This window comes from Galactobacter sp. (assembly GCF_022712295.1).
Classification (GTDB): Bacteria; Actinomycetota; Actinomycetes; order Actinomycetales; family Micrococcaceae; genus Galactobacter.
Genome location: NZ_JALAGT010000041.1, coordinates 1 through 23,287, shown reverse-complemented (window position 1 = coordinate 23,287; position 23,287 = coordinate 1). Strand labels below are relative to the sequence as shown.

Genomic DNA, 23,287 nt, shown 5'->3' with positions numbered 1-23,287 from the left:
GGATCTCGGTGTCGACCTTGTCGGTTGAGACCTCGAGCAGCGGCTCATCGACCTCGACCTCGTCGCCAACTTCCTTGAGCCAGCGGGTGACGGTGCCCTCGGTGACGGACTCACCGAGCTCGGGCAGGGTCACCTCGGTGGCGTCGCCGGAGGAAGCGGGAGCAGCCGGTGTCTCTGCTGCGGGGGCCTCCTGTGCGGGGGCTTCCTGGGCAGCGGGAGCCGCAGGGGCTTCCTCGGCGGCGGGTGCTGCGGGAGCCTCCGGCTCAGCAGCGGGGGCGGCGCCGTCGCCGGCGCCGATCTTGACGAGGTCGGCACCGACCTCGACGGTCTCGTCCTCGGGGACGAGGATTTCCTCGATCACGCCGGCAACGGGGGAGGGGATCTCAGTGTCGACCTTGTCGGTGGAGACTTCCACCAACGGCTCGTCGACCTCGACGCTCTCGCCGACCTGCTTGAGCCACCGGGTCACGGTGCCTTCGGTGACGGACTCACCCAGTTCGGGGAGTGTGACGGTTTCAGACATTGTGGGCCTAGACCTTACTTGTGGTTTCTTCTTTGTCTTTTGGTGTGCGGCGTGCGCTACGCCGCCAAAAGCGGTGGGTCAGCCGTGCAGCGGCTTGCCAGCGAGGGCCAGGGCGGTCTCGCCGAGGGCCTCGTTCTGGGTGGGGTGGGCGTGGACCAGGTTGGCCACGTCCTCGGGGTAGGCCTCCCAGTTCACGATCAGTTCGGCCTCGCCGACCTGCTCGCCCAAGCGGGCTCCGATGCCGGTGACACCCACGATGGGGCCGTTCTTGACGCGGATCATCTTGACCAGGCCGGACGTGCCGAGAATGGAGGACTTGCCGTTACCGGCCAGGTTGTACTCCTGGGTCTCCACGTTCTCCTTGCCGAACTTCTCCTCGGCCTTGGGCTGGGAGTAACCCACTGAGAAGATCTCGGGTTCGCAGAAGGTGACCTTGGGGATGTTGACGTCCTCGACCACGACGGGATTGAGGCCTGCGATCTCCTCGGCCACGAAGATGCCCTGCTGGTAACCGCGGTGGGCCAGCTGCACGCCGGGGACGATGTCGCCCACGGCGTAGATGTTGCCCACGCCGGTGTGCAGGCGCTCGTTGGTGATGACGAAGCCGCGGTCCAGGGTGATGCCCTGGTCCTCGAAGCCGAAGCCGGCGGTGACGGGGCCGCGGCCCACGGCGACGAGCACCACGTCGGCGGAGACGGAGGTTCCGTCGGCCAGCGCCACGGTAGCTTGGTCCGCGTCCTGGGTGACGCCCTCGAAGAAGACGCCGGTCTTGGACTTGATGCCCTTCTTCTTGAACTCGCGCTCGAGCACCTTGATGATGGCGGGGTCCTCATTGGGGACCAGGGAGGGCAGGCCCTCCACGATGGTGACGTCCACGCCGAAGGACTTCCACATGGAGGCGAACTCGACGCCGATGACGCCGCCGCCGAGGATCACTGCGGAGGAGGGGAGCTGGTCCATCTCCAGGGCCTCGGTGGAGGTGATGACACGTCCGCCGATCTCAAGGCCCATGGTCTTGGTGGTGGAACCCGTGGCGAGCACGATGTTCTTGGCGCGGTAGGCGGTGCCGTCCACGGTCACGGTGTCGGCTGCGGTGAGTTTGCCCTCGCCGGCCAGAACGGTGATCTTCTTCATCTTCATGAGCCCGGTGAGGCCCTTGAACTTGCCGTTGACGATGCCGTTCTTGTTCTCGCGCACCTTGGCCAGGTCGATGGAGTCCAGCGAGGTGTTGATGCCGTACTTGGCGCCTTCACGGGCGTTGTCCGCCAGTTCTGCCGAGTGCAGGTAGGCCTTGGTGGGGATGCACCCGGTGTGCAGGCACGTGCCGCCGAGCTTGGCGCGCTCCACGAGGGCAACGCTCATGCCGAGTTCGGTGGCGCGGATGGCCGTGGAGTATCCGGCGGAACCGCCGCCCAGGACAAGGAGATCGAATTCTTGTGGTGCTGCCGTGTCGGCCACGGGTGGGCTCCCTTACTTCTAGAAGGTGCTATATGGATCCGCGGGCCCCGTGTGAGGGCCATGAATCCAGACGTCGGTATTGGTGTGGTTCGAAAGTGTGCGGCTCCGAACTCAAAGGGCGTCTGCCCCAGGGTATCCGCACAGCGCGCGGGTGTGCCACTGCGCCGCTCACCGCATGGGCTCCAGGTGAGGGGCCTCACCCACGGTTGGGTGCCGCGCCTCATCCGGCGAGGGCACGGCACCCGAGCGCAGGACTCAGGCCAGGTTCTCTGCCACGGCCACGAGCGTGCGGAGACCGAAGCCGGTGCCTTCCTTGGGGGTGAAACCCCATGCGGCACCACCGTTGAAGGCGGGCCCGGCCACGTCGAGGTGGCCCCAGGACTTGGCGCGCTTACCGTCCGACTCCACGAACTCGGAGAGGAAGATGCCTGCCTTGAGCATTCCGCCGTTGCGGTTCCCGGAGTTGCGCAGATCCGCGGTGGCGGAATCCAGGTCCTCGCGGATCTCCTCGGGGAAGGGCATGGGCCAGAACGGCTCGCCCGTGGCCTCGGAGGCGGACTTCACGGCCGCGACGGCGGCGTCGTCGCCCATGAGGCCTGCAGTGCGCTGGCCGAGGGCGACCACCTGCGCGCCGGTCAGGGTGGCGATGTCGAAGAGCAGGTCGGGCTCGGACTCGGAGGCCTTGGACAGGCCATCAGCCATGACCAGGCGGCCCTCGGCATCGGTGTTGGTGACCTCCACGGTCTTGCCGTTGTACATCCGCAGCACGTCACCGGGGCGGGTGGCGTTGCCGCCGGGCATGTTCTCCGCCAGGCACAGCCAGGCGGTGACCTTCACGGACACTCCCAGTTCGGCAGCGGCCAGTGCGGTGTGCAGCACGGTGGCGGCGCCCGCCATATCGGACTTCATCTCTTCCATGGATGCCGGGGGCTTCAGGGAGATGCCGCCGGTGTCGAAGGTGATGCCCTTGCCCACGAGGGCGAGCTCCTTCTTTGCACCCCGGGGCGAGTACTGCACCTGGACCAAGCGCGGCGGACGTGCGGAACCGCGGCCCACACCGAGGATTCCGCCGAAGCCGTCGGACTCGAGCTTCTTCTCGTCCCACACGGTCAACTTCACGTCCAGGCCCTTGGCCGCGGCCTTGGCGTAGTCCACGAAGGAGGCCGGGTAGAGCTCGTTGGCGGGGGTGTCCACGAGATCGCGGGCGGCCTTGGTGTGGCGTGCCACCGTGGCGGCACGTTCCAGGACTGCCTTGAGGGACTTGTTGGGCTTCATGGTCGTGGCGACCACGGCCTGCTTCAGCGGCACGGACGTCTCTGGGACCACGGACTTCTGCGCGGTGAAGGCGTAGGCACCGAGCGAGGCGCCCTCAGCGATGGCTGACAGGGCGTCCTCGGTCGTGTTCGGGAAGTCGATGACCGCGGTGTCGCGACCGGCCAGCGTACGGGTGGCCACGCCGGCGGCACGGCGCAACTGTTCGGAAGTCGGGTCAGCATCCACGGCGCCCAGGCCCACGATCAGCAGCACGTCGGCCGGATCCTTCGCCTCGCCCGCCACGAACTGGGTCGAGCCGGCCCCGCCTGTGAACCCGAACTGCGGCAGCAGCGCGGCCAGTTCCCCGGCCCGCTTTTCCGTGAGCGCCTGGCCGAGCAGACGGACGCCGCCCTCGGTCTTGGCTGCGGCCACCACGGCCACCTCTGCATCGGTCCGTTTCTGTCCGCTGGCCACGAGGCTCAGCGTCACACCATGAACGTTTGGCACGTCAGACATCATCCTTGGGGTAACTTGTGGACGTCGTTCTCTTGGGCGACGTCACTGGATTCGCTTCCCAAGCCTAGTCCGCGCGCCGTTTGTCTGCCTGGTCACTGCCACCACCCAGGGAACAACATGGGCCACTACAGTGTTGAGAAGGACATACGGGGCGCAGCCGCCCGGTTCCACGGATCAAAGGGGTCAAGTCCGTAGAATCCCAAGTTCACCCAGCGAGGAGATGATGACCAGTGCGTGCCGAGGATCTGTTGGACGTACACACCCGCGTCGCGCGTGATGTCAGCGGCAAGGGTCTGCCCGTCATCGCCTTGCTGGACGGCGTCTTCGACGCGGGCCACGCCGTGGCCATGATTCGTTCCAGCCTGCAGGACGGCCTGCAGCGCCGCACGCTCGCGGAGTTCGATGCGGACCGGCTCGTGGACCATCGCGCCAACCGGCCGCGGATCACCTACCGTGACGGAAATCTGAGCGACTACCGTGCACCGCGCCTGGCCGTGGATGTCCTGAGCGATGACGTGGGTACCGAGACGCTGCTCTTCTCCGGAGCGGAGCCGATGCTCGGGTGGGAGCGCGTGACCCAGGCGTTCACCGATCTGCTTGACGAGGTCGGCGCTGGTCCCGTGTCCATCATCACGGCCGTGCCGCTTCCGGTTCCGCACACGCGCCCGGTCACGGTCCGCCAGTACGGGACGCCTCTGCCCGGGGCCATGGGCTCCTTCGACCTGCCTGCCTCTTACTCCCAGCTGCTGCAGACGCGCCTGGAGGAGTCTGGGCACGACGTCGGTGGTTTCACCATCCAGGTCCCGCACTACATCGCCGAGGGCGAGTACCCACCCGCGGCAGTGGCAGGGCTGGAGACCATCGCCGCCAGTACAGGTCTGGCCGTTCCCACGGAACAGCTGCGCCAGGCCGGCCGCGAGGTGGACCAGCACCTGAGCGCGCAACTGGACGAGAACCCCGACGCGGAGAACCTGGTGCACGGCCTCGAGGCTCGTTTCGACGAGACCCCCGGCGCGCTGGACAGCACGTCCGCGCTGATGGCGGAGGGCGAGCAAATGCCCGACGGCGATGAGCTCGCCGCGGCCGCGGAACGTTTCCTTCGCGCTGTGGATGAGAACGGCGGCGCCGACGGCGCCGAGCGCCCTTGAGCCCGGCGGCGGGCCCGCCCTCCTCGCCTACCAAGGCCACCGGGCGCGCCTGGCTCGTGTGGGGTGTGGCCGTGGCGGCCTACTTGGTCTCCGTCACCCAACGCACCAGCTTCGGCGTGGTGGGCCTGCAGGCCACCGAACGCTTCGACGCCACCGCGTCGATTCTCGCGGTCTTCTCCGTTGTCCAATTACTGGTCTATGCGGGCCTCCAGATTCCCGTCGGTGCCCTTGCCGACCGGTTCGGCTCCAAGTTCATGATCGCCGGTGGCGCCGTTCTCATGGCCTCGGGCCAAGTGGTGCTCGGTCTGGCCGGCACCACGGCGGTGGGCTTCGTGGGACGCGTCCTGGTCGGGGCCGGGGATGCCATGACCTTCGTGTCCGTGATGCGACTGCTGCCCGGCTGGTTCCCGGCCCGCATCAACCCGGTGATCTCCCAGCTCACCGGCGGCGTGGGGCAAATGGGACAGATCATCTCCTTGGTTCCCTTCGCCTGGCTCATCGGTTTCACGGGGTGGACGCAGTCCTTCCTGGCGCTGGGGTCCTTGTCCGCCGTGATGGTGGTGCTGGTGCTCTGCTGCGTGCGGGAGGCGCCGCGCGCCGGGAGCCGCGACGGATCGTCGGGCACCGGCAAGACCGGTGAGGGCCACCGGCCCGAAGCCGCGAATCCGGAACCGGGCACGGGTGCCCTCGCCGTGGTGAGTGCGCCAAAACCGCTGTCAGCGGCACGCTCCGTGGCGGCAGCGTGGAAGCGGCCCGGAACCCGGCTCGGTTTCTTCACGCACATGATCAGCGCCTTTGCCGTCAACGTGGTGCTGCTGTCCTGGGGATACCCATTCCTGGTCTCGGCGCAGGGACTGCCGCAGGCGACGGCCTCCCTGCTGCTGGGGCTGTTCGTGGTGGTGGCCGTGGGGTTCGGACCCGTGGTCGGCATGGTGGTGGCGCGATACCCGTTGCGTCGCTCTGTGGTGGTCCTGACGATCGCCGCGACGTCCTGCCTGGCCTGGTTGGTGGTCATCTTCTGGCCGGGGCAGGCGCCGTTGTGGCTGCTGGTGATCTTCTGCCTGATCGTGGCCTCCGGCGGCCCCACCTCCATGGTCGCCTTCGACTACGCGCGCACCGAGAACCCGCCACACCTGGTGGGGGCGGCCACGGGCCTGGCCAACGTCGGGTCCTTCTTCGGCGGCCTCGCCGCGATCTGGGCCATCGGCGTGGTGCTTGACCTGATGAAGGGGCATACGGGGGACGACCTCTATGCGCTCTCAGGATTCAGGATCGCCTTCCTGGTGGTGCCTGCGGTCTACCTGATCGGCGGGGTCGGATTCCTGTGGCAGCTGCGCCGTACGCGTGCGCTGCGCGTCGCGGAGGGCGGACGCCCCGTGCGTCCCCTGCGGATCGCTGTGGCCGACAGGTTGCGCAGACGGGGCTGACCGGTTGTGCCGACGGGGCTGACGCCGGCCCGTGGTCATCAGCACCCTTCCGTTCATGAGAGAATCGGTGTACAGACCCTTCTTCTCCGTGTGATTTCCACGGCCAGTTTCCAACGAATCAATGTTGGAGGCCTGACCCGGGAACAAAAGCGAGAGCTAGGTCGTTGTCACCTGCGACGACCCTGCTTTGCTCGGGTCTCCGACTACGTGTCGGGGGCACACGGACTTGACAGGGTCACAGTGGTGTTGGGGACGTCCCCACCACGCCAGTCGTGAAGAAAGGGAACCCGTGCCCACCAAGAAGCAGGCCTCGCCCGCGACGGAGACCACGGAGGACGCCACCTCAACGTCAGAGGAGTCCTCCTCGACGTCGTCGAAGGCGACCGCAACGGCGACCAAGACGACATCGACCAAGAAGACGGCCGCCAAGAAGCCGGCAGCCAAGAAGACCGCTGCGAAGAAGCCTGCCGCCAAGAAGGCGGCCGCGAAGGCTCCTGCAGCGGCCAAGAAGGCTGCCCCGGACTTCGGCGAACGTCTCACCACCGCACCGGATGAGGCGGACGAGCCGGAGGAGAAGTCGGTGGACCACGAGGTCAAGCACGCCGACGGTAAGGAACCTGAGGCGGCGGATGACGCCAAGAAGGGCTTCGTGCTGGACTCCAGCGACGAGGACGACGCTCCGCAGCAGAAGGTCACCGTGGCCGGGGCCACGGCGGACCCGGTCAAGGACTACCTGAAGCAGATCGGTAAGGTCGCGCTGCTGAACGCCGAGCAGGAGGTGGACCTCGCCCTGCGGATCGAGGCCGGTCTCTTCGCCGAGCACAAGATCATCGATGCGGTCGCTGCAGGCGAGGAGCTCCCGCGGCGCCTGCGTCTGGACTACGACCAGATCGTCCACGACGGCAAGATCGCCAAGAACCACCTGCTGGAGGCCAACCTCCGCCTGGTGGTTTCCCTGGCCAAGCGCTACACCGGCCGCGGCATGCTCTTCCTCGACCTGATCCAGGAAGGCAACCTCGGCCTGATCCGTGCCGTGGAGAAGTTCGACTACACCAAGGGCTTCAAGTTCTCAACGTACGCCACCTGGTGGATCCGTCAGGCCATCACCCGCGCCATGGCAGACCAGGCCCGCACCATCCGCATCCCCGTGCACATGGTGGAGGTCATCAACAAGCTGGCCCGCGTGCAGCGCCAGATGCTCCAGGACCTGGGCCGCGAACCCACCCCGGAGGAGTTGGCCAAGGAACTCGATATGACCCCCGAGAAGGTCGTCGAGGTGCAGAAGTACGGGCGCGAGCCCATCTCCCTGCACACCCCACTCGGCGAGGACGGCGACTCCGAATTCGGTGATCTGATCGAGGACTCCGAGGCCATCGTTCCCGCGGACGCAGTGTCCTTCACCCTGCTGCAGGAGCAGCTGCACTCCGTGCTGGACACGCTCTCCGAGCGTGAGGCAGGCGTGGTCGCGATGCGCTTCGGCCTGACCGACGGCCAGCCCAAGACCCTGGACGAGATCGGCAAGGTCTACGGGGTGACGCGTGAGCGCATTCGGCAGATAGAGTCCAAGACCATGTCGAAGCTGCGTCACCCGTCCCGTTCGCAGGTGCTGCGCGACTACCTGGACTGATTTCACGGTTTCCCACCGACAGAAGTCGGTGCGTAAACACACGCGTCGGTGTGGATCACCTGATCCATGCCGACGCGTGTGTTTTTGCACCGTCATGTGTGCCGGACAGGAAACGGCCCGGCACCTCAAGGTGCCGGGCCGCAGTACTGCTGGTGAAAGCTCAGTCCACGATGGCGGGGCGCTCGTGGAGGCTGGCCGACTCGTCCAGCCACTCTGAGGTGGAGGGCCGCAGGGTCTCCTCGACGTCGCGGGCGTGGTGGGCGCAGAAGAAGAGCTGGCCACCAGTGGACGCCAAGGTTGCTCGAACGTAGGCCTGGGCGCCGCAGCGGTCGCAGCGGTCCAGGGTGGTCAGTTCGCGGGTTGCGGTCGCGGGCATGAACGCCTCCTGAAGTCTCGGTTTCGACTCCGTCTTGCTGAGTCGATTCACTCCATACAACCACGCGACACCCCAAGTTCATGCCCGATGTAACGGGGATTTCACTTCCGGCGTACGTAGCGACCCGCGCCGCACCGGGCCGGAAGCGTCATGGAGTGATCCATCCGACCGTGCCCTGGTTCCCGGATCACTGCGCACTCGCCGACTAAACTTCAAGGGAGTGGTCCAAAAGCGCTGCCGCCGTGTGCATCCGGTGTTTCAGGGTGTGGTGCGTATGGACCAGCACGTTCACGAGGTAAGGAACCCGAACCAGTATGAGCCCCCGCTCGGACTACGACGCCCGCCACCTCTCGGTCCTGGAAGGACTGGAGGCGGTACGAAAGCGTCCCGGTATGTACATCGGCTCCACCGATGGTCGCGGCCTCATGCATTGCCTCTGGGAGATCATCGACAACTCCGTGGATGAGGCCCTGGCCGGTAACGGCCAGAACATCGGCGTGGTCCTGCACCCGGACGGCTCCGTCGAGGTCTCCGACGAGGGGCGCGGCATCCCCGTGGACATCGAGCCTCGCACCGGCCTCTCCGGTGTCGAGGTGGTCTTCACGAAACTGCACGCCGGCGGCAAATTCGGCGGCGGCTCCTACACGGCTTCGGGAGGCCTGCACGGTGTTGGCGCCTCCGTGGTGAACGCGCTCTCCTCGCGCCTGGACGTCCAGGTGGATCGCGGTGGCAGGACCTACCAGATGCAGTTCAAGCACGGAGTGCCCGGCCGCTTCCAGGATTCGGGTCGCCCGACCCCGGATGCGCCCTTCACCGAGTTCACCGAGGCCCATGAACTCGATGTGGTGGGCAAGGCCAAGCGCGGCGTGACCGGAACCCGTGTTCGCTACTGGGCCGACCAGCAGATCTTCACTCCTGATGCCGAGTTCGACCTGAACGCCCTGACCCGCCGCGCACGCCAGACGGCCTTCCTGGTCCCGGGCCTGCGCTTCACGTTGAAGGATGCCCGTAGGTTGTCCGGCAGCGACGGTGTGCGCCAGCCGGTCACCGAGGAGACCCTGCAGTACGACGGCGGGATCGCCGAGTTCGTGGAGTTCCTGGCCCCCGATCCCAAGGCCACCGACGTGTGGCGGATCCAGGGCACGGGCAGCTTCACCGAGACCGTCCCGGTGCTGGACAGACAAGGTCACTCCAAGGTCACCGAGGTCGAGCGCAGCTGCGAGGTGGACCTGGCGCTGCGCTGGGGCACTGGTTACGACGCGACGCTGCGCACCTTCGTCAACATCATCGCCACCCCCAAGGGCGGCACTCACCTCTCCGGGTTCGAACAGGGGCTGCTGAAATCCATCCGCGAGGCCGTGAAGGACAACGCCCGCAAGCTGAAGGCAGGCGACACGAAGCCGGAGAAGGACGACGTCCTGGCCGGCCTCACCGCCGTCCTCACCGTCCGTTTGGCCGAGCCCCAGTTCGAGGGCCAGACCAAGGAGGTGCTCGGTACCCCGGCCGTGCGTCAGATCGTCTCCAAGATCGTGGCCAAGCAGGTGGGGGAGCGGTTGGCCTCAACGGCCCGTGCCCAGAAGGCAGAATCCACGCTGGTGCTGGAGAAGGTCGTCAACGAGATGAAGACCCGGCTCTCGGCGCGCAAGCACCGGGAGACTCAGCGGCGCAAGACCGCGCTGGAGTCCTCATCCCTTCCTGCCAAGCTGGCCGACTGCCGCAGCAAGGACGTGGAACGCTCCGAGCTGTTCATCGTGGAGGGCGATTCCGCGCTGGGAACGGCCCGGCTGGCGCGGTCGTCCGAGTTCCAGGCGCTGCTCCCGCTACGAGGCAAGATCTTGAACGTGCAGAAGGCCTCCGTGGCCGACATGCTCTCCAATGCGGAGTGCGGTGCCATCATCCAGGTGGTGGGCGCGGGCTCCGGGCGCACCTTCGACCTCTCAGCTGCGCGGTATCAGAAGATCATCCTGATGACGGATGCCGACGTGGACGGTGCGCACATCCGCACGCTGCTGCTGACGCTGTTCTTCCGTTACATGCGCCCCATGATCGAGGACGGCCGCGTCTACGCCGCGGTCCCGCCCCTGCACCGAGTGGAGGTCGTGAGGCGGGGTAAACCCAACGAGATGATCTACACCTACTCCGAGCCCGAACTGCACAAGGTCCTGGCGCGCCTGGAGCAGGAGGGGCTGCACTACAAGGAGCCCATCCAGCGCTACAAGGGTCTGGGTGAGATGGACGCGGACCAGCTGGCCGAGACCACCATGGATCCGGCCACGCGCACGCTGCGCCGCGTGAAGATGGAGGAGGCGGGCAGCGCCGACCGGGTCTTCGACCTGTTGATGGGTTCCGATGTGGCCCCTCGCAAGGACTTCCTCATCACCTCGGCGCACCGCCTGGACAAGGCCTCCATCGACGCCTGAGTGGTTGGGGCGGCGCCCGAGAGGGTGAGGTCAGGCGCCCCAGCCCGTGGCCAACAGTGCCGCCGTGGGGGCGGCCACGAGGGCCACTCCGCCGGCCACCACGGTGACGGAGGCCCAGGTGGGCAGCGGCGGTGCCGGGTTGAAGAGTCGCTGAAGGCGCGCCGAGGACAGGGTCTCTGAGAGGCTGCCCTGCAGCGTGTCCGGGACGGGGGTGCTGCCGGACGGTCCGGTGTTCGACGATTCGGTGCCCGACGACGTGGGGCCGGGTACGGTCGCGTCGGGCACCTGGGTGCCGCCCGCCTGGGCGGGCGCCGCGCCCGCGGCGACCACGGCCAGTGCACCCAAGAGATCGGTGCGGGACGAGGTCTTCATGGCCGCGTCGTCGGCCAGTTCCTCGACAAGTTCCGCCACGGCGGTGAGGGCGAGGCGGGTGGTGGGCAGCCAGGGCAGCGCGGCCTGCCAGGAGGTGAAGGCCAACAGCAGCAGGTCGTGGCGCTGGGTCAGGTGGGCGGATTCGTGGGCCAGCACTGCGCGGAGTTCGGCGGGGCTGAGCTCGCCGATGAGTCCCGAGGTCAGCACGGTGACCGACCCGGAACCGGGGAGGCAGTAGGCGGCCGGTGTTGCGTGCTCGATCACGAGCGTGCCGGGGTGCGTGGTGTCGGAGTGGGAACGCGCCAGCAGGGCGAGCATGGAGCGATGCTGCATCCGGTGGCGACGCAGCCGCCAGGCACTGCGGAGGAGGGTCAGCAACAATTGGATGCTGAGCAGCCCGGCGACCGAGAGTGCAAAGACGTGGATCAGCGTGAGCTCGGGGAAGGGTCGGCCGCCCACCACGGCGGCGGCGAAATCGATGAGTGCAGGAACCAGGCCGTGCCCGGCCGGAGCGAGGCCCCAGGTGAGGAAGGCGCCGATCATGGACAAGCCGCCGGCCAGTGCGACCCCCTGCCACAGGATCATGGCGGCCACGGGGGAGCGGGAGGGCCACGTGGCCCGGGAAAGGAGAACGGGGACCGGCCACGCGAGGGCAACGGCCAGCGCGGCCAACAGCCAGGAGGTCGTCAGCACGACCTCGAGTTTACCGGGGTTTGTCGGTGTTAGTTGGCAGTGGCGTTACTTGGCGGCGGCCTCGAGGTTGGCGCTGCGGTTGTCCAGGATGCGGCGCAGTGCCGCGGCGTCGCCCTCGGAGATGGCTCCGGCGAAACGGACCAGGACTGCCTCTCGATCCGAAGCGGTGCCCAGGGCGTCCTCCATCAGCTTCACGGTGTGTTCCTCGCGAGTGGCCGTGGTGCGGTAGAGGTGCGGGCGGGTCTGACGCTCGCGGGTGACCAGGCCCTTCTTCTCTAACCGGGAGAGGACGGTCAGCACTGTGGTGACGGCGAGGGTTTTCTCGGATCCGCCGCCCGCGAGGTCGTCGCGGACCTCGGAAGCGGTGACGGGATGCTCGTGATCCCAGAGCAGGTCCATGACGTTGCGCTCGAGGTCGCCCAGTGCTGCCATTGAATCAAGTCCTTGTGTTGATGCCGGTGCTGCGGTGAAGCTGGTACTGCGGTCCAGGACTCGCGTCGGTTGGACCGTGCACAGTCTGGATTTGGTTCCATAGTAGTCGTCGAATCCGTTTTGTTCTACGTGACGTAGAGAACTGAGTTCTACGTTTTGTAGAAGTTGCCTCTTCTACGTATCGTAGAACTCGGCCGTGGGTACGCACACGCATGGCCGCACCACTCAACCTCCTGTGAGAAGGGACCGTCCCGCATGGACGCCTTGGATCCACTCCTGATCGGGCGGTGGCAGTTCGGCATCACGACCGTCTACCACTTCCTGATGGTTCCCCTGACGATCGGCCTCGGCCTGCTCGTCGCCACTCTCCAGACCATCTGGGTCCGCACCGGCAACCAGGCCTGGCTGCGCATGACCAAGTTCTGGGGCAAGCTCTTCCTGATCAACTTCGCCTTGGGCGTTGCCACCGGCATCGTGCAGGAATTCCAGTTCGGCATGGCCTGGAGCGAGTACTCCCGCTTCGTCGGTGACGTCTTCGGCGCCCCCTTGGCCATGGAGGCCCTGCTGGCGTTCTTCGTGGAATCCACGTTCCTCGGCGTCTGGATCTTCGGCTGGAAACGCCTGCCCAAGGGCATCCACCTGACCGCCCTCTGGTTGGCCGTCGCCGCGTCCACGCTCTCCGCGTACTTCATCCTCGTGGCCAACTCCTGGATGCAGCACCCGGTGGGCGTGGAACTGATCGACGGTCGGGCCGTCATGACGGATGCGTGGGCCGTGTTCACGAACAACACGGCGATCGTCACCTTCATCCACACCATCTTCGGCGCACTCGCCGTGGCAGGCGGCTTCCTGCTCGGCATCGGCTGGTTCCACCTCTTCCGCCGTCGCCGCGCCGGCATCGACACCGTGGATGCCAAGGGTCGCGTGGTGGTCGGCAGCGACCCCAAGCTCGGCAAGGGACGCGACGAGGTGGACCACCAGGTTTGGTACAAGTCCGTGCGGCTCGGCGGCTGGGTGGCCCTGGTGGCCTTCCTCGGTGTGGCGTTCTCCGGCCACGCGCAGGCTCAGCTCATGATCCAGCAGCAACCGCTGAAGATGGCCTCGGCGGAGGCGGCCTGCCACGACGGCACGTCCTTCTCCGTCTTCTCCTTCGGGGACCTCCATGGAGACAAGACCACCTGCAAGGACGTCACCACCGCGATCGAGATCCCCGGGCTGCTCTCCTTCCTGGCTCACAACGACTTCACCACCGAGGTCCCCGGCGTGAACACCCTCATCCCGGAGTACCAGGAGAAGTACGGCACGCACGTTCCGGATGATCCCAAGTACGGGGACCAAGCAGGCCGCGAGATCGACTACCAGCCCAACATGGAGGTCACCTACTGGGGCTTCCGCCTCATGATCACCTTCGGTGGCCTCGGCGCTCTGGCCGCAGCACTGGCCCTGATCCTCACGCGCAAGGGCACCGTCCCGGACAAGCGCTGGCTGTCCCGACTGGCCGTGCTCTCCCTGTTCGCACCCTTCGCGGCCAACTCGGCCGGCTGGATCTTCACCGAGATGGGCCGCCAGCCCTTCGTGGTGGCCCCCAACCCGGACCCCTCCGGCGTGGACGGCGTGTTCATGTACACGGCAGCCGCCGTTTCGCCAGGGGTGTCAGGCGGGGAGATGCTCTTCTCCCTGATCGCGCTGACCCTGGTCTACGGTGCCCTGGCCGTCGCGGAAGTGGTCTACCTCCTCCGCTACATCCGCGGTGGCGTCCCAGCGGCCATGCCGGAACTGAACCACGAGGACGAGGTCGGCCGCGACGGCGACAACAACGACAAGGACGGCGACGTCCTGGCGTTCGCCTACTGACCGGTCGAGACGAGACAAGAGAAGACACGAACAATGGAATTCCTCCCTACTCTCTGGTTCATCCTCATCGCCGTGCTCTGGACGGGGTACCTCTTCCTCGAGGGCTTCGACCTGGGCGTCGGCATGCTCATGAAGCCGTTTGCCCGCACCGAGAAGGACAAGCGACTGCTGCTGAACACCATCGGCCCCGTCTGGGACGGTAACGAGGTGTGGCTGCTCACCGCAGGTGGTGCCACCTTCGCCGCGTTCCCGCTCTGGTACGCCTCGCTGTTCTCCGCCCTCTACGTACCGCTGGTGCTGGTGCTGATCGGCCTGATCTTCCGCGCCGTGGCCGTGGAGTACCGCGGTAAGGCCCACTCACAGCGCAACCGCCACCTGTGGGACTGGGCGCTGTGCCTCGGCTCCTTCGTTGCGGCCTTCGGCGTCGGAGCGATGCTGGCGCTGTCCACCACCGGCCTGCCGCTGAATGCCAACGGGGACCGCGTTGGCGGACCCTTCGTCTGGCTCAACTGGTACGCCATCCTCGGCGGTGTCGGCGTGGTGCTCTTCTGCCTGGTGCAGGGTCTGGCCTTCCTCGGCCTGAAGACGGACGGCGGCGTACGTCACCGTGCGGACGCATGGCTGTCCCGCTCCCTGCCCTGGGCCGTGCTCCCGCTGGCGGCGTGGGCCATCGTGGTGGTCCTGCGTGGCGACGCTGCCTGGACCTGGGCCGCCCTCGTGGTCGCCGTGGTGGCCGTGGTCTTCGCCTGGTGGGCCGCCTCCAAACGCCGTGAGGGCTGGGCCTTCATCGGTCTTGGCGTGTTCCTCGTCGGAGGAGTGGTGGCGATCTTCGGTGCCGCCTACCCGGTGGTGCTGCCTTCCACCATCAGCTCCGCCTTCGACCTCACCATCGACAACGCCTCCTCGTCGCCATACACGCTCAAGCTCATGAGCATCGTGGCCTGCATCGGCGTCCCGCTGGTCCTGGCCTACCAGGCCTGGAGCTACTGGGTCTTCCGCAAGCGCCTCGCCGGGCACCACCTGCCGGAGCCCCACACGGTCACCCCGGTGGTCTGAACCGATCATGCGTCCCGAACTGCCTGAGGGCACCACCACCCGCGCCGCGTTGCTGGGGCTTTCCGCCCTGGCCGCGGCGAAGGTGGCAGGTCTCATCGCCCTGATGTCCGCACTGGCGCACGCCCTGGCCTCCGTGGCCGGCGGTCACGAGCTGAATCCGTCCTCACTCCTGTGGTGGGGACTCACCGGAGCCGTCGTCAGGGCGTTGGCAGGGTGGGGCACTCGAGTGTTGGCTCAGCGGGCCGCGCTCGGGGTCAAGGAGCAGATGCGCTCCGATCTGGTGCGGCACCGGCTGGCCTCGGGAAGCCGCCAGGGCGAGACCGAGGCAGCGAACCTGGCCAGCCGCGGGCTGGACGGTCTGGACCCGTACTTCCGCGATTACCTGCCGGCCCTCGTCGCCTGCGCGGTGGTGCCCGTGGTGGTCGGAGCCAGGATCCTGTTCGAGGACTGGGTCTCCGCTCTCATCCTGGTGCTGACCATTCCGCTGGTGCCGGTCTTCATGATCCTGATCGGGCTCTACACCGAGGACCGGGTGGAGCAGGCTCAGGCCGGGCTGGACCGACTCAGCAAACACCTGGGCGAGTTGGCCCGCGGGCTTCCTGTCCTGGTGGGTCTGCGCCGGGCCGAGCAGCAGCGTGCCGCGTTGGCTGAGGTCTCGGATCGCCACCGCTCCACCACCATGTCCACGCTGCGGACGGCGTTCCTCTCGGCCTTCGCACTTGAACTGATCTCCACGATCTCCGTGGCTGTGGTCGCCGTGTTCATCGGCGTTCGCCTGGTGCACGGTTCCATGGGGTTGGAGGCCGGACTGCTGGCCCTCATGTTGGCCCCGGAATGTTTTGCCCCCTTGCGTGACCTGGGTTCGGCGCATCACGCCTCCGAGGACGGGATCGCCGCACTGCACCGCGTCCGGGACGCCCTGGACGAGCCGGTGGCGGCCGAGGCCTCGGACCAGGACGCCACGGGCGGCGCCCTGGTGCGGGTCGCGGACCTGTCCGTGGCGCGCGTCGGCGGGCGCGGCGGCGTCGGGCAGGTGTCCTTCACCGCCCACCCCGGCCGGCTGACGGTGCTGACCGGGCCGTCCGGGTGCGGGAAGTCCACGGTGCTTGACGTCCTGGCCGGCTCCGTGCGGAACGGCGCGGAGGGCGCCACGGTGTCCGGCGCGGTCACCGGTGTGGCCGCCTCCCGCCGCGTGGTGGTGCCCCAGGCGCCCACGTTCGCCGCTGCCACCGCGGTGGAGGAGCTGGAGCTCTACGCTCCCGGCTGCGACGCGGCAACGCACCTGCTCGAGCTGCTGCCGTCTCGGCTGCACCGCCGTCCGCTCGAGCGGCTCTCCCCGGGAGAGCGCCGCCGCGTGGCCGTGGCCCGCGGCATGGCCCGCCTGGAGCACCTGCAGGCGGGTACGGACGAGCCCGTCCTGGTGCTGATGGACGAACCCACGGCACATCTTGACTCCCGATCGGCGCAGCGTGTGCGAACGCTCGCCGCTCGGGCCGCCGACTCCGGCGCGGTCGTCATCGTGGCGACCCACGACCGCGAGCTGGCTGCAGGCGCTGCACTGCGCCTGCGATTCGGACCCGACGGGCTGGTGGCCGTGCCTACGGCCGACTCGTCGGCGACGTCCGGGCCGCATGAGGGTGCCGGCCCGGACGTCCCCGTTCTTTCTCCTGTGCCCGACGGCGCGGGCTCGGGCGACGCCGTCGTGTCGCCGCACGCCGGGCGGACCGGGAGCGGTGGGCGGCTGCGTGCGGCCCTGCGCCTGCTCCCGCTGCGTTCCGCTCGGCTGTGGGTCGCCGTCCTGGCCGGTGCAGCCTCCGTGCTGGCCGCTGCCGCGCTGTCCGCGGTGTCCGGCTGGCTCATCGTCTATGCGGCGCAGCAGCCTCCCATGCTCTACCTGATGGTCGCGATCGTCGGCGTGCGTTTCTTCGGGATCTCCCGGTCCGTGCTGCGCTACAGCGAACGGCTCTCGAGCCACGACGTGGTGTTGCGCTGGGCCTCGGACCTTCGGGTGCGTTTGTGGGATGCGCTGGGGCGCGACGCCCGGGGCTGGAATCGCCTGACCCGACCTGGTGGGGCGCTGTCCACGCTGATCGCAGAGGTGGACGAGCTGCGCGACGCGTTGCCGCGCGTCCTGGTGCCCATCCCGGCCGCCGTGTTGGCCGGAGCCGGAACGCTCATCACGATCGGGATCCTGGCGCCGTCCACCTTGGGCGTGGCCCTGGTCGCCGTGCTGCTCGGTGTCCTGGTGGTGCCCGTGCTGGTGCTGCTGCTGGAACGCAAGGCCGCTCGCGATACCGCAGCACACCGGGTGGCCGTGGCCGACCGTACGGGGCGGGTGCTGGCCGCCGCGTCTGATCTTGCCGCCAACCATGTTGGTTCACGGGCAGCTCAGCGCTTCGGCGAGGCGGATGCGGCCGGAGCCGCGGCGTTGAAACGTGACGCGTTCGGTGAAGGATTCGGTCGGGCGGCCGCCACCTTGGTGTCGGGTGTTGCAGCGGTGCTGGCGGTCTGGGCCGGGGTCGGCGCTGATCCCCGGTTGCTGGCGCTCGCCGTGTTGCTGTTGCTGGCCTTGGATGAGCCCTTCGGGATGCTCACCGACGCCATGCGCAACGTCCCGGTGCTGGCCGGGATGCTGCAGCGGGTGGCACCGTGGCTCACGGAGCCTGCCACGGAGGTCGGGCACGTCGCAGAGGACGCCGACCCCGATCAGATCGACGGCATCGCGGCCCGCGAGCTGGCCGCAGGTTACGGCGCCGGTCCGGTCTTCACCGGGGTGACTGGCGAGTCCACACCGGGGCGGTCCTGGGCGGTGACCGGGCCGTCGGGCTCGGGCAAGTCAACGCTCGTGGCGACCCTGCTCGGATTTCTTGCACCTCTGCAGGGCGAGGTGCGGGCCCGTCGGGCGGGGGAGTGGGGACCCTCCGCCGCGACCGGTGTGGCCTGGTGTCCGCAGGACGGCTACGTCTTCGACTCCACGCTGCGTGGGAATCTCGCGTTGGGGCGTTCCGTGGAGGACGCCCCGAGCGAGGACGAGATGGTGCATGCGCTGCAGCGCGTGGGCCTGGGTCCTTGGTTCGAGTCACTGCCAGAGGGTCTGGACACCCACACAGGCGCCGGCGGCTCCACGCTCTCCGGCGGCCAGCGGCAGCGGGTTGCCGTGGCGCGGACACTGCTGGCGCGCACCGGCGTGGTGGTGCTGGACGAACCCACTGCGCACCTGGGCAACGAGGAGGGGCACGAGCTCGTCACCGATGTCCTGACCGGCGCCGGTCCCACCGCCTTGGTGCTGGTCACCCACTCGGAGGAGCAGGCCCAGCGCGCCGCCACGGTCACCACGCTTCGCGGTGCAGGGGCCGTTGACCGCGGGGTGGCCTCGGCCTGACAGGGCTCCTCTTGGGGCGGGACCAGGTTTTCGGGGCACTCGCACCGACTCGGAGCGGATCTCACGAAAGCCTGGTCCCTGGCGAGTGCTCAGAGTTTCGCCTGAGTTGATTGGGGGGATTTGGGGGGCGGCACGGTCGATAGGCTGCGGATATGACCTCCTCCTTCCCTGAGATCCCCTTCAACCCTGTTGGCCGCGGCTTTCGTGGCTGGCCCATGCCCTCATCAGTGCCGGCCGGAATGCGCTTGGAACTCAGCCGCGCCATGCTGCTCACAGGCCAGGAGGCCCGCTTCGAGGAGTGGATGGAGATGCTCAACGCTCGTTACGACGAGTGCGTTGCCACCCTGTCCCAGGAACGGATGGCCTTCGAAGCCACGTTCGTGAACCAGGAGGCCGACGGGTCGTGGTGGATGTATCACGTGCAATTGGGTTCGACACAGTCGCCGGGTCTCGTCACGGACAACGACCTGGATCGCGACCATGAGGCCTTCGCGCGAGCTACCAAGCATGCAGGGTGGGAGGAACTCCAACCCAAGTTCATGCTCTGCCCCGAGCCGGTCAGGGAAGCCCTCATCGACGCAGCACGGGACTGACCGGCTCCATCGGCTGCCGACTAGGCGGGACCAGGAATCCACGTGACTTGCGCCGACTCGGCGCGAATCCGATGGAAACCTGGTCCTGACCGGTTCGGTAGGAGCCCGATCAGCCGATCAGTGGAAGTTCCAATTGCAGCGTCGAGGCCGCAGAACGGAACAGCAGGAATCCCACGATGCAGAGGATCCACGAGGTGTTCTCTGCCCCGGTCCGTTGCATCCAGTCGGTGAACCGCCTCAGCGGACCATCCACCAGACGTGCCATCGCCACCCTGGCCACGATCAGCACCAGCGCAGGCACGATCATCACCAGGCAGTAGCCTGCCAGGAGCGCGAAACGACCGGGCATACCTATCGAGGCGTCGGTGATCATCGTCATCCCGATCAGGTAAGGCAGCATTCCGGCGATCTCCGCCAGCCCTGCCGCGATGGCCACCGCAAAGACGGCAGCACCACTGGTCTCCGGGGCCAGGAGCCGCTCGCGCCAGCGGAGAAGTCGGCCATTTCCCTGCAGAGCCGCAGGGTCTCCCTGGGCCGCACGTTTCTTGCGTCGGGAATCACGCCGTCCGATCAGGATGCCGCAGGCGAAGAGCGCGACTCCTACCAGGAGGAGGACATATTGCCCGGTCTCGCCGGCCAGGAAGCCTCGTCCCACGTCGATGAAGTTCACGATGCCGAGCATGAAGAGCATTCCGACCAGCAAGTAGAACAAGCTGATGGATGCGAGATAGAACAGAATCCGCCCAAGCCGCGGGCGTCCTGGGGCCACCAGGAAGAACAGCGGGATCAATAACGTGCCCACGCTGGTCCCATCGGCGAGGGCCAGAATGGCCAACGACACGGGGAGCGGGAGTCCGGTGAGAGTGTCCATGTCATCAGGTTGCCCCGCCTGTGCAGGGCCGACATCGGGCGGAGGGTCCAGGGTGCCTTCATCCCTTCGGCTGAGGCACAGCCCTATAAGGACCTGCTTGGATGGTGACATGGATGAGCCACGAAGCGCTTGGCACGACCTCGTGAAGAAGCCGTGGGTGGAGGCTCTGTGCTATCTGCTGCTCTCGCTGTTCTTCACGTGGCTGGGATGGTCCGGGCTGTGGGACGTCTTCTCGGTGCTGAACGAACGGCCCAGTGCGTGGTTCACGCTGATCACGGCGTTGCCTGCCAGCGCAGTGCTGCTGGTGAAACGCCCGGCGCCACTGGCAGGGCTGCTCCTGGCGCTCGCCCTGTTCGTCGCGGACCTGCTCACCATGGGTGGCTTGATTCCGCTGCTGGTGTTGTTGGAGATGATGCACGCGTACCTGCTCACGCTCGGCGCGGCAGCCAGACGCAAGGCACTTGGCGTGGTGATGGGCGGCAGCGCCGTGCTGACCCTCTTGACATTGCTGCTGTCCAGAGACCCTCAGCTGACAGTGCTGTTCGGTCTGCAATTCGGCGCCCTGTTCGGCTTCTCCTACTGGTATGCCAACTCCACGACGCAGTCCCGTGAGTTGGTGCAGCTGTACAGACAGCGCTCCGAGAATGCGAAGCGGCTGGCAGCACTCGATCGTGAGACGGCCGTGCAGGTGGAACGCGATCGCATGGCATGGGAGCTGCACGATGTCGTGGTGGGACATGTCTCCGCGGTGGCCATCCGTAGTGAGGCGGCTCTGGGGCTTCCTCCGGGCACCGACAGCGGTGTCGCAGGACGGGAGGCGCTGAAAGCGGTTCGTGATTCCAGCCTGGAGGCACATTCCGCGTTGCGATCCATGATTCAGGTGCTGCGCTCGGGGGACAACGACTTCACGGTGTCGCCAGGACGGGCGCAGCTTCCCGACCTGGTGAACAATGCTCAGGCTTCTGGGGTCAGGGCGGAACTGCATGACAACGTGGAATCGGAGTTGCCTGCTGCCTTGGACCAAACGATCGGGACGGTGGTACAGGAGGCGCTGTCCAACAGTGTCAAACACGCCTCCGGGGCCGCTGTGGACGTCAGAGTCGACGAGGACGAGTACACGGTCACCACAACGGTGCGTTCCACCGGCGGAGTTGCCCTGCAGCAGCCTGCGCTCCAAGGTAGCGGCATCGGTCTGACGTTGCTTTCGGAGCGGGTCAAGACCCTTGGAGGCACGTGGTCTGCTGGACAGGACGGGGCAGGCTGGTTGGTGCGTGCCCAATTGCCCAAGGAGATGAAGGCATGAGAGAGACCGCACCGCGTGTGCTCATCGCTGACGACCACGGGATGATCCGTGAGGGGCTGCGCATGATCCTCACCAGCCACGGCATCGAGGTCGTGGGTGAAGCGGCCGACGGACAATCAGCGATCCGCAACGCAGCGGCACTGCGCCCGGACGTGGTGCTCATGGACCTGCGTATGCCGGGCGTTGATGGGGTGCAGGCGACCCGTGAGATCGTGCGGGAAGGCAGCGGCGACGTTCTCGTGTTGACCAGCTTCGACGAGGACGAACTGGTCCTCACGGCCCTACGAGCTGGGGCCGCCGGGTTCCTGCTCAAGACCACCGAAGCGGCCCCGCTCGTCGACGCGGTGACAAGAATTGCGGCCGGTGAAGGGGTGCTGGACCCCAGAGTGACTCGCCGAGCGCTGGCAGCCCTCAACGAGGAAGCCTCCGGTCCAGCGGCAGAGCCCAACGGCTTCGAAACATTGACCACCCGCGAGCGTGAGGTCTTGGTAGCCCTCGGTGAGGGGCTATCGAACGCACGGATCGCCGACCGTCTCGGCATCTCGATTGCCACGGTGAAGACCCACGTCTCCAGCATCCTGGTGAAACTCGAGGCCGAGAGCCGAACGCATGCGGCCGCGCTCGCGGCCGGCATGCGCCGCTGAGTGCAACGGGAGGGACCAGGTTTTCGCGGGACTGGAACCGTCTCGGAGCGGATCTCACGAAAGCCTGGCCCCGACCTGCGAGGGGAGGGGCATCCCCGGCGTGTCCTCCACATTCGCGTCGTGTCCGGGCGCAAACATCGCGCGCACGGTTCATCCTCGTGGCATGAGACCAGAACCCAGCCCACCGAGTCCGCTCCACATTCCCGCAGAGATCATCTGGGCGCCCAGCGACCCCGTCATCCGCGGGCAGTATCGGCGCGGCCGCTTGGTTCGACTGGCTCCGGGGATCTACGTGGGGGCAGAGGTGTTCATGAAGGCTCGGCGGCATGAGCGTTTTCTCTACGTGGCGGCAGCCAAGGCGATGCGCTGCCCCGACGTGATCTTCGCGGGAGAAACTGCACTCTTGCTTGCCGGGATGCCGATCTTCGGGACACCAGAGGTGGTCGCGGTGGCGGCTCAGCAGCACCACCGGCTGGGATCGGAAGCACCGGCCGCAGCCGTCTCCTCTGCCGCTGCCCCGGATCTGCTCCAAGCAGTTCAGCAGTTGCCGAGGATTCAACGGCGTCTGCGTCCAGTGGAGGCCCCTGACCGCCACGGGGATTTCTGGACCGTGCCGATCGACGTAGCGGTCGCTTCGAGCGCGGCGCAGCTGCCCTTCTGCCGGGCTCTGGCAGTAGCGGACGGCAGACTCAGACACGCCGCTCACCTAGCACTTCCCGCCGACGCTCTCTCTGCCGCCATCGACGAGGAACGCTCCAGAACCAAACGTGATCGGGCAACACTGGTGGCCTCGCTCGCAGATCCCCTGGCCGAGAACGGGCACGAGTCCGCAGGCAGGTCCATCATGCTGCAGCACGGCTTCGAGCGTCCGGAACTCCAGCGCCGGTTCGTAGATCATGAAGGCGAGATCTTCCCCGACTACTTCTTCCCCAGCCGTGACCATGCCGCGGAAGGAGACGGGTTCGGCAAATACCTGGAGCCGGAACTCCTCAGGGGACGCACCACGCGGCAGGCACTGGCAGAGCAGAAACATCGTCAGTCCCGGCTGGAGTTCCAAAGCAGGGGCGGCGTCTCGCGATGGTCGCGCGAGGATGTCATGTGCAGGCCACAGGTGATCGTCCAAAGACTCCAGCAGGTGGGAATCCCGTCCAAACCTGAATGGCGCATCCGGCTGAGGTGAGCGTGATGAACGCCAGTGCCCTCCCAGCCGCCGGACCGGACCAGGATTGCATAGGATACGCGCCGACTCGGCGCGAATCCCACAGAAAGCTGGTCCGGTGGGGAGGAGCAGTGGGTGTACGGGGGAGGACTGATGGGCGGGAGTAGTGGGTGGACGTG

Annotated in this window: 18 protein-coding genes; 11 read left to right on the top strand and 7 right to left on the bottom strand. The window is 67.2% G+C overall.

Annotated features, from left to right (window positions below; translation table 11 throughout):
* From Q0A15_RS03105 to Q0A15_RS03095, 3 genes are all read right to left on the bottom strand, one after another.
* A partial coding sequence (locus Q0A15_RS03105) for a biotin/lipoyl-containing protein (RefSeq protein WP_291278075.1) occupies positions 1 to 523 on the bottom strand: 523 nt, incomplete at its 3' end.
* A 78-nt stretch (positions 524 to 601) separates the two neighbouring features.
* Complete coding sequence (gene lpdA, locus Q0A15_RS03100; RefSeq protein ID WP_291278074.1) at positions 602 to 1,981, bottom strand: dihydrolipoyl dehydrogenase; 1,380 nt, start codon at positions 1,979 to 1,981, stop codon at positions 602 to 604.
* Between the two features lie 255 nt (positions 1,982 to 2,236).
* Positions 2,237 to 3,742, bottom strand: a complete 1,506-nt coding sequence (locus Q0A15_RS03095; RefSeq protein ID WP_291278073.1) for a leucyl aminopeptidase — start codon at positions 3,740 to 3,742, stop codon at positions 2,237 to 2,239.
* Between the two features lie 239 nt (positions 3,743 to 3,981).
* On the opposite strand from Q0A15_RS03095, the gene Q0A15_RS03090 reads away from it, so the two are divergent.
* From Q0A15_RS03090 to Q0A15_RS03080, 3 genes are all read left to right on the top strand, one after another.
* A complete protein-coding gene (locus tag Q0A15_RS03090; RefSeq protein WP_291278072.1) occupies positions 3,982 to 4,899 on the top strand; it encodes a PAC2 family protein in 918 nt (305 codons plus the stop codon).
* Positions 4,896 to 6,326 carry a nitrate/nitrite transporter gene (locus tag Q0A15_RS03085; protein ID WP_291278071.1) on the top strand — a complete coding sequence of 477 codons (1,431 nt, stop codon included), beginning with the start codon at positions 4,896 to 4,898 and terminating at the stop codon, positions 6,324 to 6,326. The genes Q0A15_RS03090 and Q0A15_RS03085 overlap by 4 nt, the downstream gene beginning before the upstream one ends.
* 289 nt (positions 6,327 to 6,615) lie before the next feature.
* A complete protein-coding gene (locus tag Q0A15_RS03080; RefSeq protein WP_291278070.1) occupies positions 6,616 to 7,953 on the top strand; it encodes an RNA polymerase sigma factor in 1,338 nt (445 codons plus the stop codon).
* A 160-nt stretch (positions 7,954 to 8,113) separates the two neighbouring features.
* Here the strand turns inward: Q0A15_RS03080 and Q0A15_RS03075 are convergent, their stop codons facing one another.
* Positions 8,114 to 8,329, bottom strand: coding sequence for a hypothetical protein (locus Q0A15_RS03075; protein ID WP_291278069.1), 216 nt, complete (start codon positions 8,327 to 8,329; stop codon positions 8,114 to 8,116).
* Between the two features lie 314 nt (positions 8,330 to 8,643).
* Here Q0A15_RS03075 and Q0A15_RS03070 point away from each other — a divergent pair, with 314 nt between their 5' ends.
* Complete coding sequence (locus Q0A15_RS03070; RefSeq protein ID WP_291278068.1) at positions 8,644 to 10,749, top strand: DNA topoisomerase IV subunit B; 2,106 nt, start codon at positions 8,644 to 8,646, stop codon at positions 10,747 to 10,749.
* 30 nt (positions 10,750 to 10,779) lie between these two features.
* On the opposite strand, the gene Q0A15_RS03065 is transcribed toward Q0A15_RS03070, so the two are convergent.
* Together Q0A15_RS03065 and Q0A15_RS03060 are read right to left on the bottom strand one after the other, a co-directional pair.
* Complete coding sequence (locus Q0A15_RS03065; protein ID WP_291278067.1) at positions 10,780 to 11,814, bottom strand: M56 family metallopeptidase; 1,035 nt, start codon at positions 11,812 to 11,814, stop codon at positions 10,780 to 10,782.
* Positions 11,815 to 11,859: 45 nt separating this feature from the next.
* Entirely contained in the window at positions 11,860 to 12,246 is a 387-nt protein-coding gene (locus Q0A15_RS03060) for a BlaI/MecI/CopY family transcriptional regulator (protein ID WP_291278066.1), read from the bottom strand.
* 264 nt (positions 12,247 to 12,510) lie between these two features.
* On the opposite strand from Q0A15_RS03060, the gene Q0A15_RS03055 reads away from it, so the two are divergent.
* The 4 genes from Q0A15_RS03055 to Q0A15_RS03040 all read left to right on the top strand — a co-directional run bounded on the left by Q0A15_RS03055 (position 12,511) and on the right by Q0A15_RS03040 (position 19,131).
* Complete coding sequence (locus Q0A15_RS03055) at positions 12,511 to 14,100, top strand: cytochrome ubiquinol oxidase subunit I (protein ID WP_291278076.1); 1,590 nt, start codon at positions 12,511 to 12,513, stop codon at positions 14,098 to 14,100.
* Between the two features lie 33 nt (positions 14,101 to 14,133).
* Positions 14,134 to 15,156: a cytochrome d ubiquinol oxidase subunit II gene (gene cydB, locus Q0A15_RS03050; RefSeq protein ID WP_291278065.1), complete on the top strand. Its 1,023-nt coding sequence runs from the start codon at positions 14,134 to 14,136 to the stop codon at positions 15,154 to 15,156.
* A 7-nt stretch (positions 15,157 to 15,163) separates the two neighbouring features.
* Entirely contained in the window at positions 15,164 to 18,538 is a 3,375-nt protein-coding gene (gene cydC, locus Q0A15_RS03045) for a thiol reductant ABC exporter subunit CydC (protein ID WP_291278064.1), read from the top strand.
* A 152-nt stretch (positions 18,539 to 18,690) separates the two neighbouring features.
* Positions 18,691 to 19,131 carry a DUF6176 family protein gene (locus Q0A15_RS03040; RefSeq protein WP_291278063.1) on the top strand — a complete coding sequence of 147 codons (441 nt, stop codon included), beginning with the start codon at positions 18,691 to 18,693 and terminating at the stop codon, positions 19,129 to 19,131.
* A 109-nt stretch (positions 19,132 to 19,240) separates the two neighbouring features.
* Here Q0A15_RS03040 and Q0A15_RS03035 read toward each other — a convergent pair whose 3' ends face one another.
* On the bottom strand, positions 19,241 to 20,002 hold the full coding sequence (locus Q0A15_RS03035; protein ID WP_291278062.1) for a GAP family protein: 762 nt from the start codon (positions 20,000 to 20,002) through the stop codon (positions 19,241 to 19,243).
* A gap of 109 nt (positions 20,003 to 20,111) precedes the next feature.
* On the opposite strand from Q0A15_RS03035, the gene Q0A15_RS03030 reads away from it, so the two are divergent.
* The 3 genes from Q0A15_RS03030 to Q0A15_RS03020 all read left to right on the top strand — a co-directional run bounded on the left by Q0A15_RS03030 (position 20,112) and on the right by Q0A15_RS03020 (position 23,129).
* Entirely contained in the window at positions 20,112 to 21,305 is a 1,194-nt protein-coding gene (locus Q0A15_RS03030; RefSeq protein ID WP_291278061.1) for a histidine kinase, read from the top strand.
* A complete protein-coding gene (locus Q0A15_RS03025; RefSeq protein WP_291278060.1) occupies positions 21,302 to 21,949 on the top strand; it encodes a response regulator transcription factor in 648 nt (215 codons plus the stop codon). Before Q0A15_RS03030 ends, Q0A15_RS03025 begins: the two co-directional genes overlap by 4 nt.
* A gap of 163 nt (positions 21,950 to 22,112) precedes the next feature.
* Positions 22,113 to 23,129 carry a hypothetical protein gene (locus tag Q0A15_RS03020; RefSeq protein WP_291278059.1) on the top strand — a complete coding sequence of 339 codons (1,017 nt, stop codon included), beginning with the start codon at positions 22,113 to 22,115 and terminating at the stop codon, positions 23,127 to 23,129.
* The last annotated feature ends 158 nt before the right edge of the window (positions 23,130 to 23,287 follow it).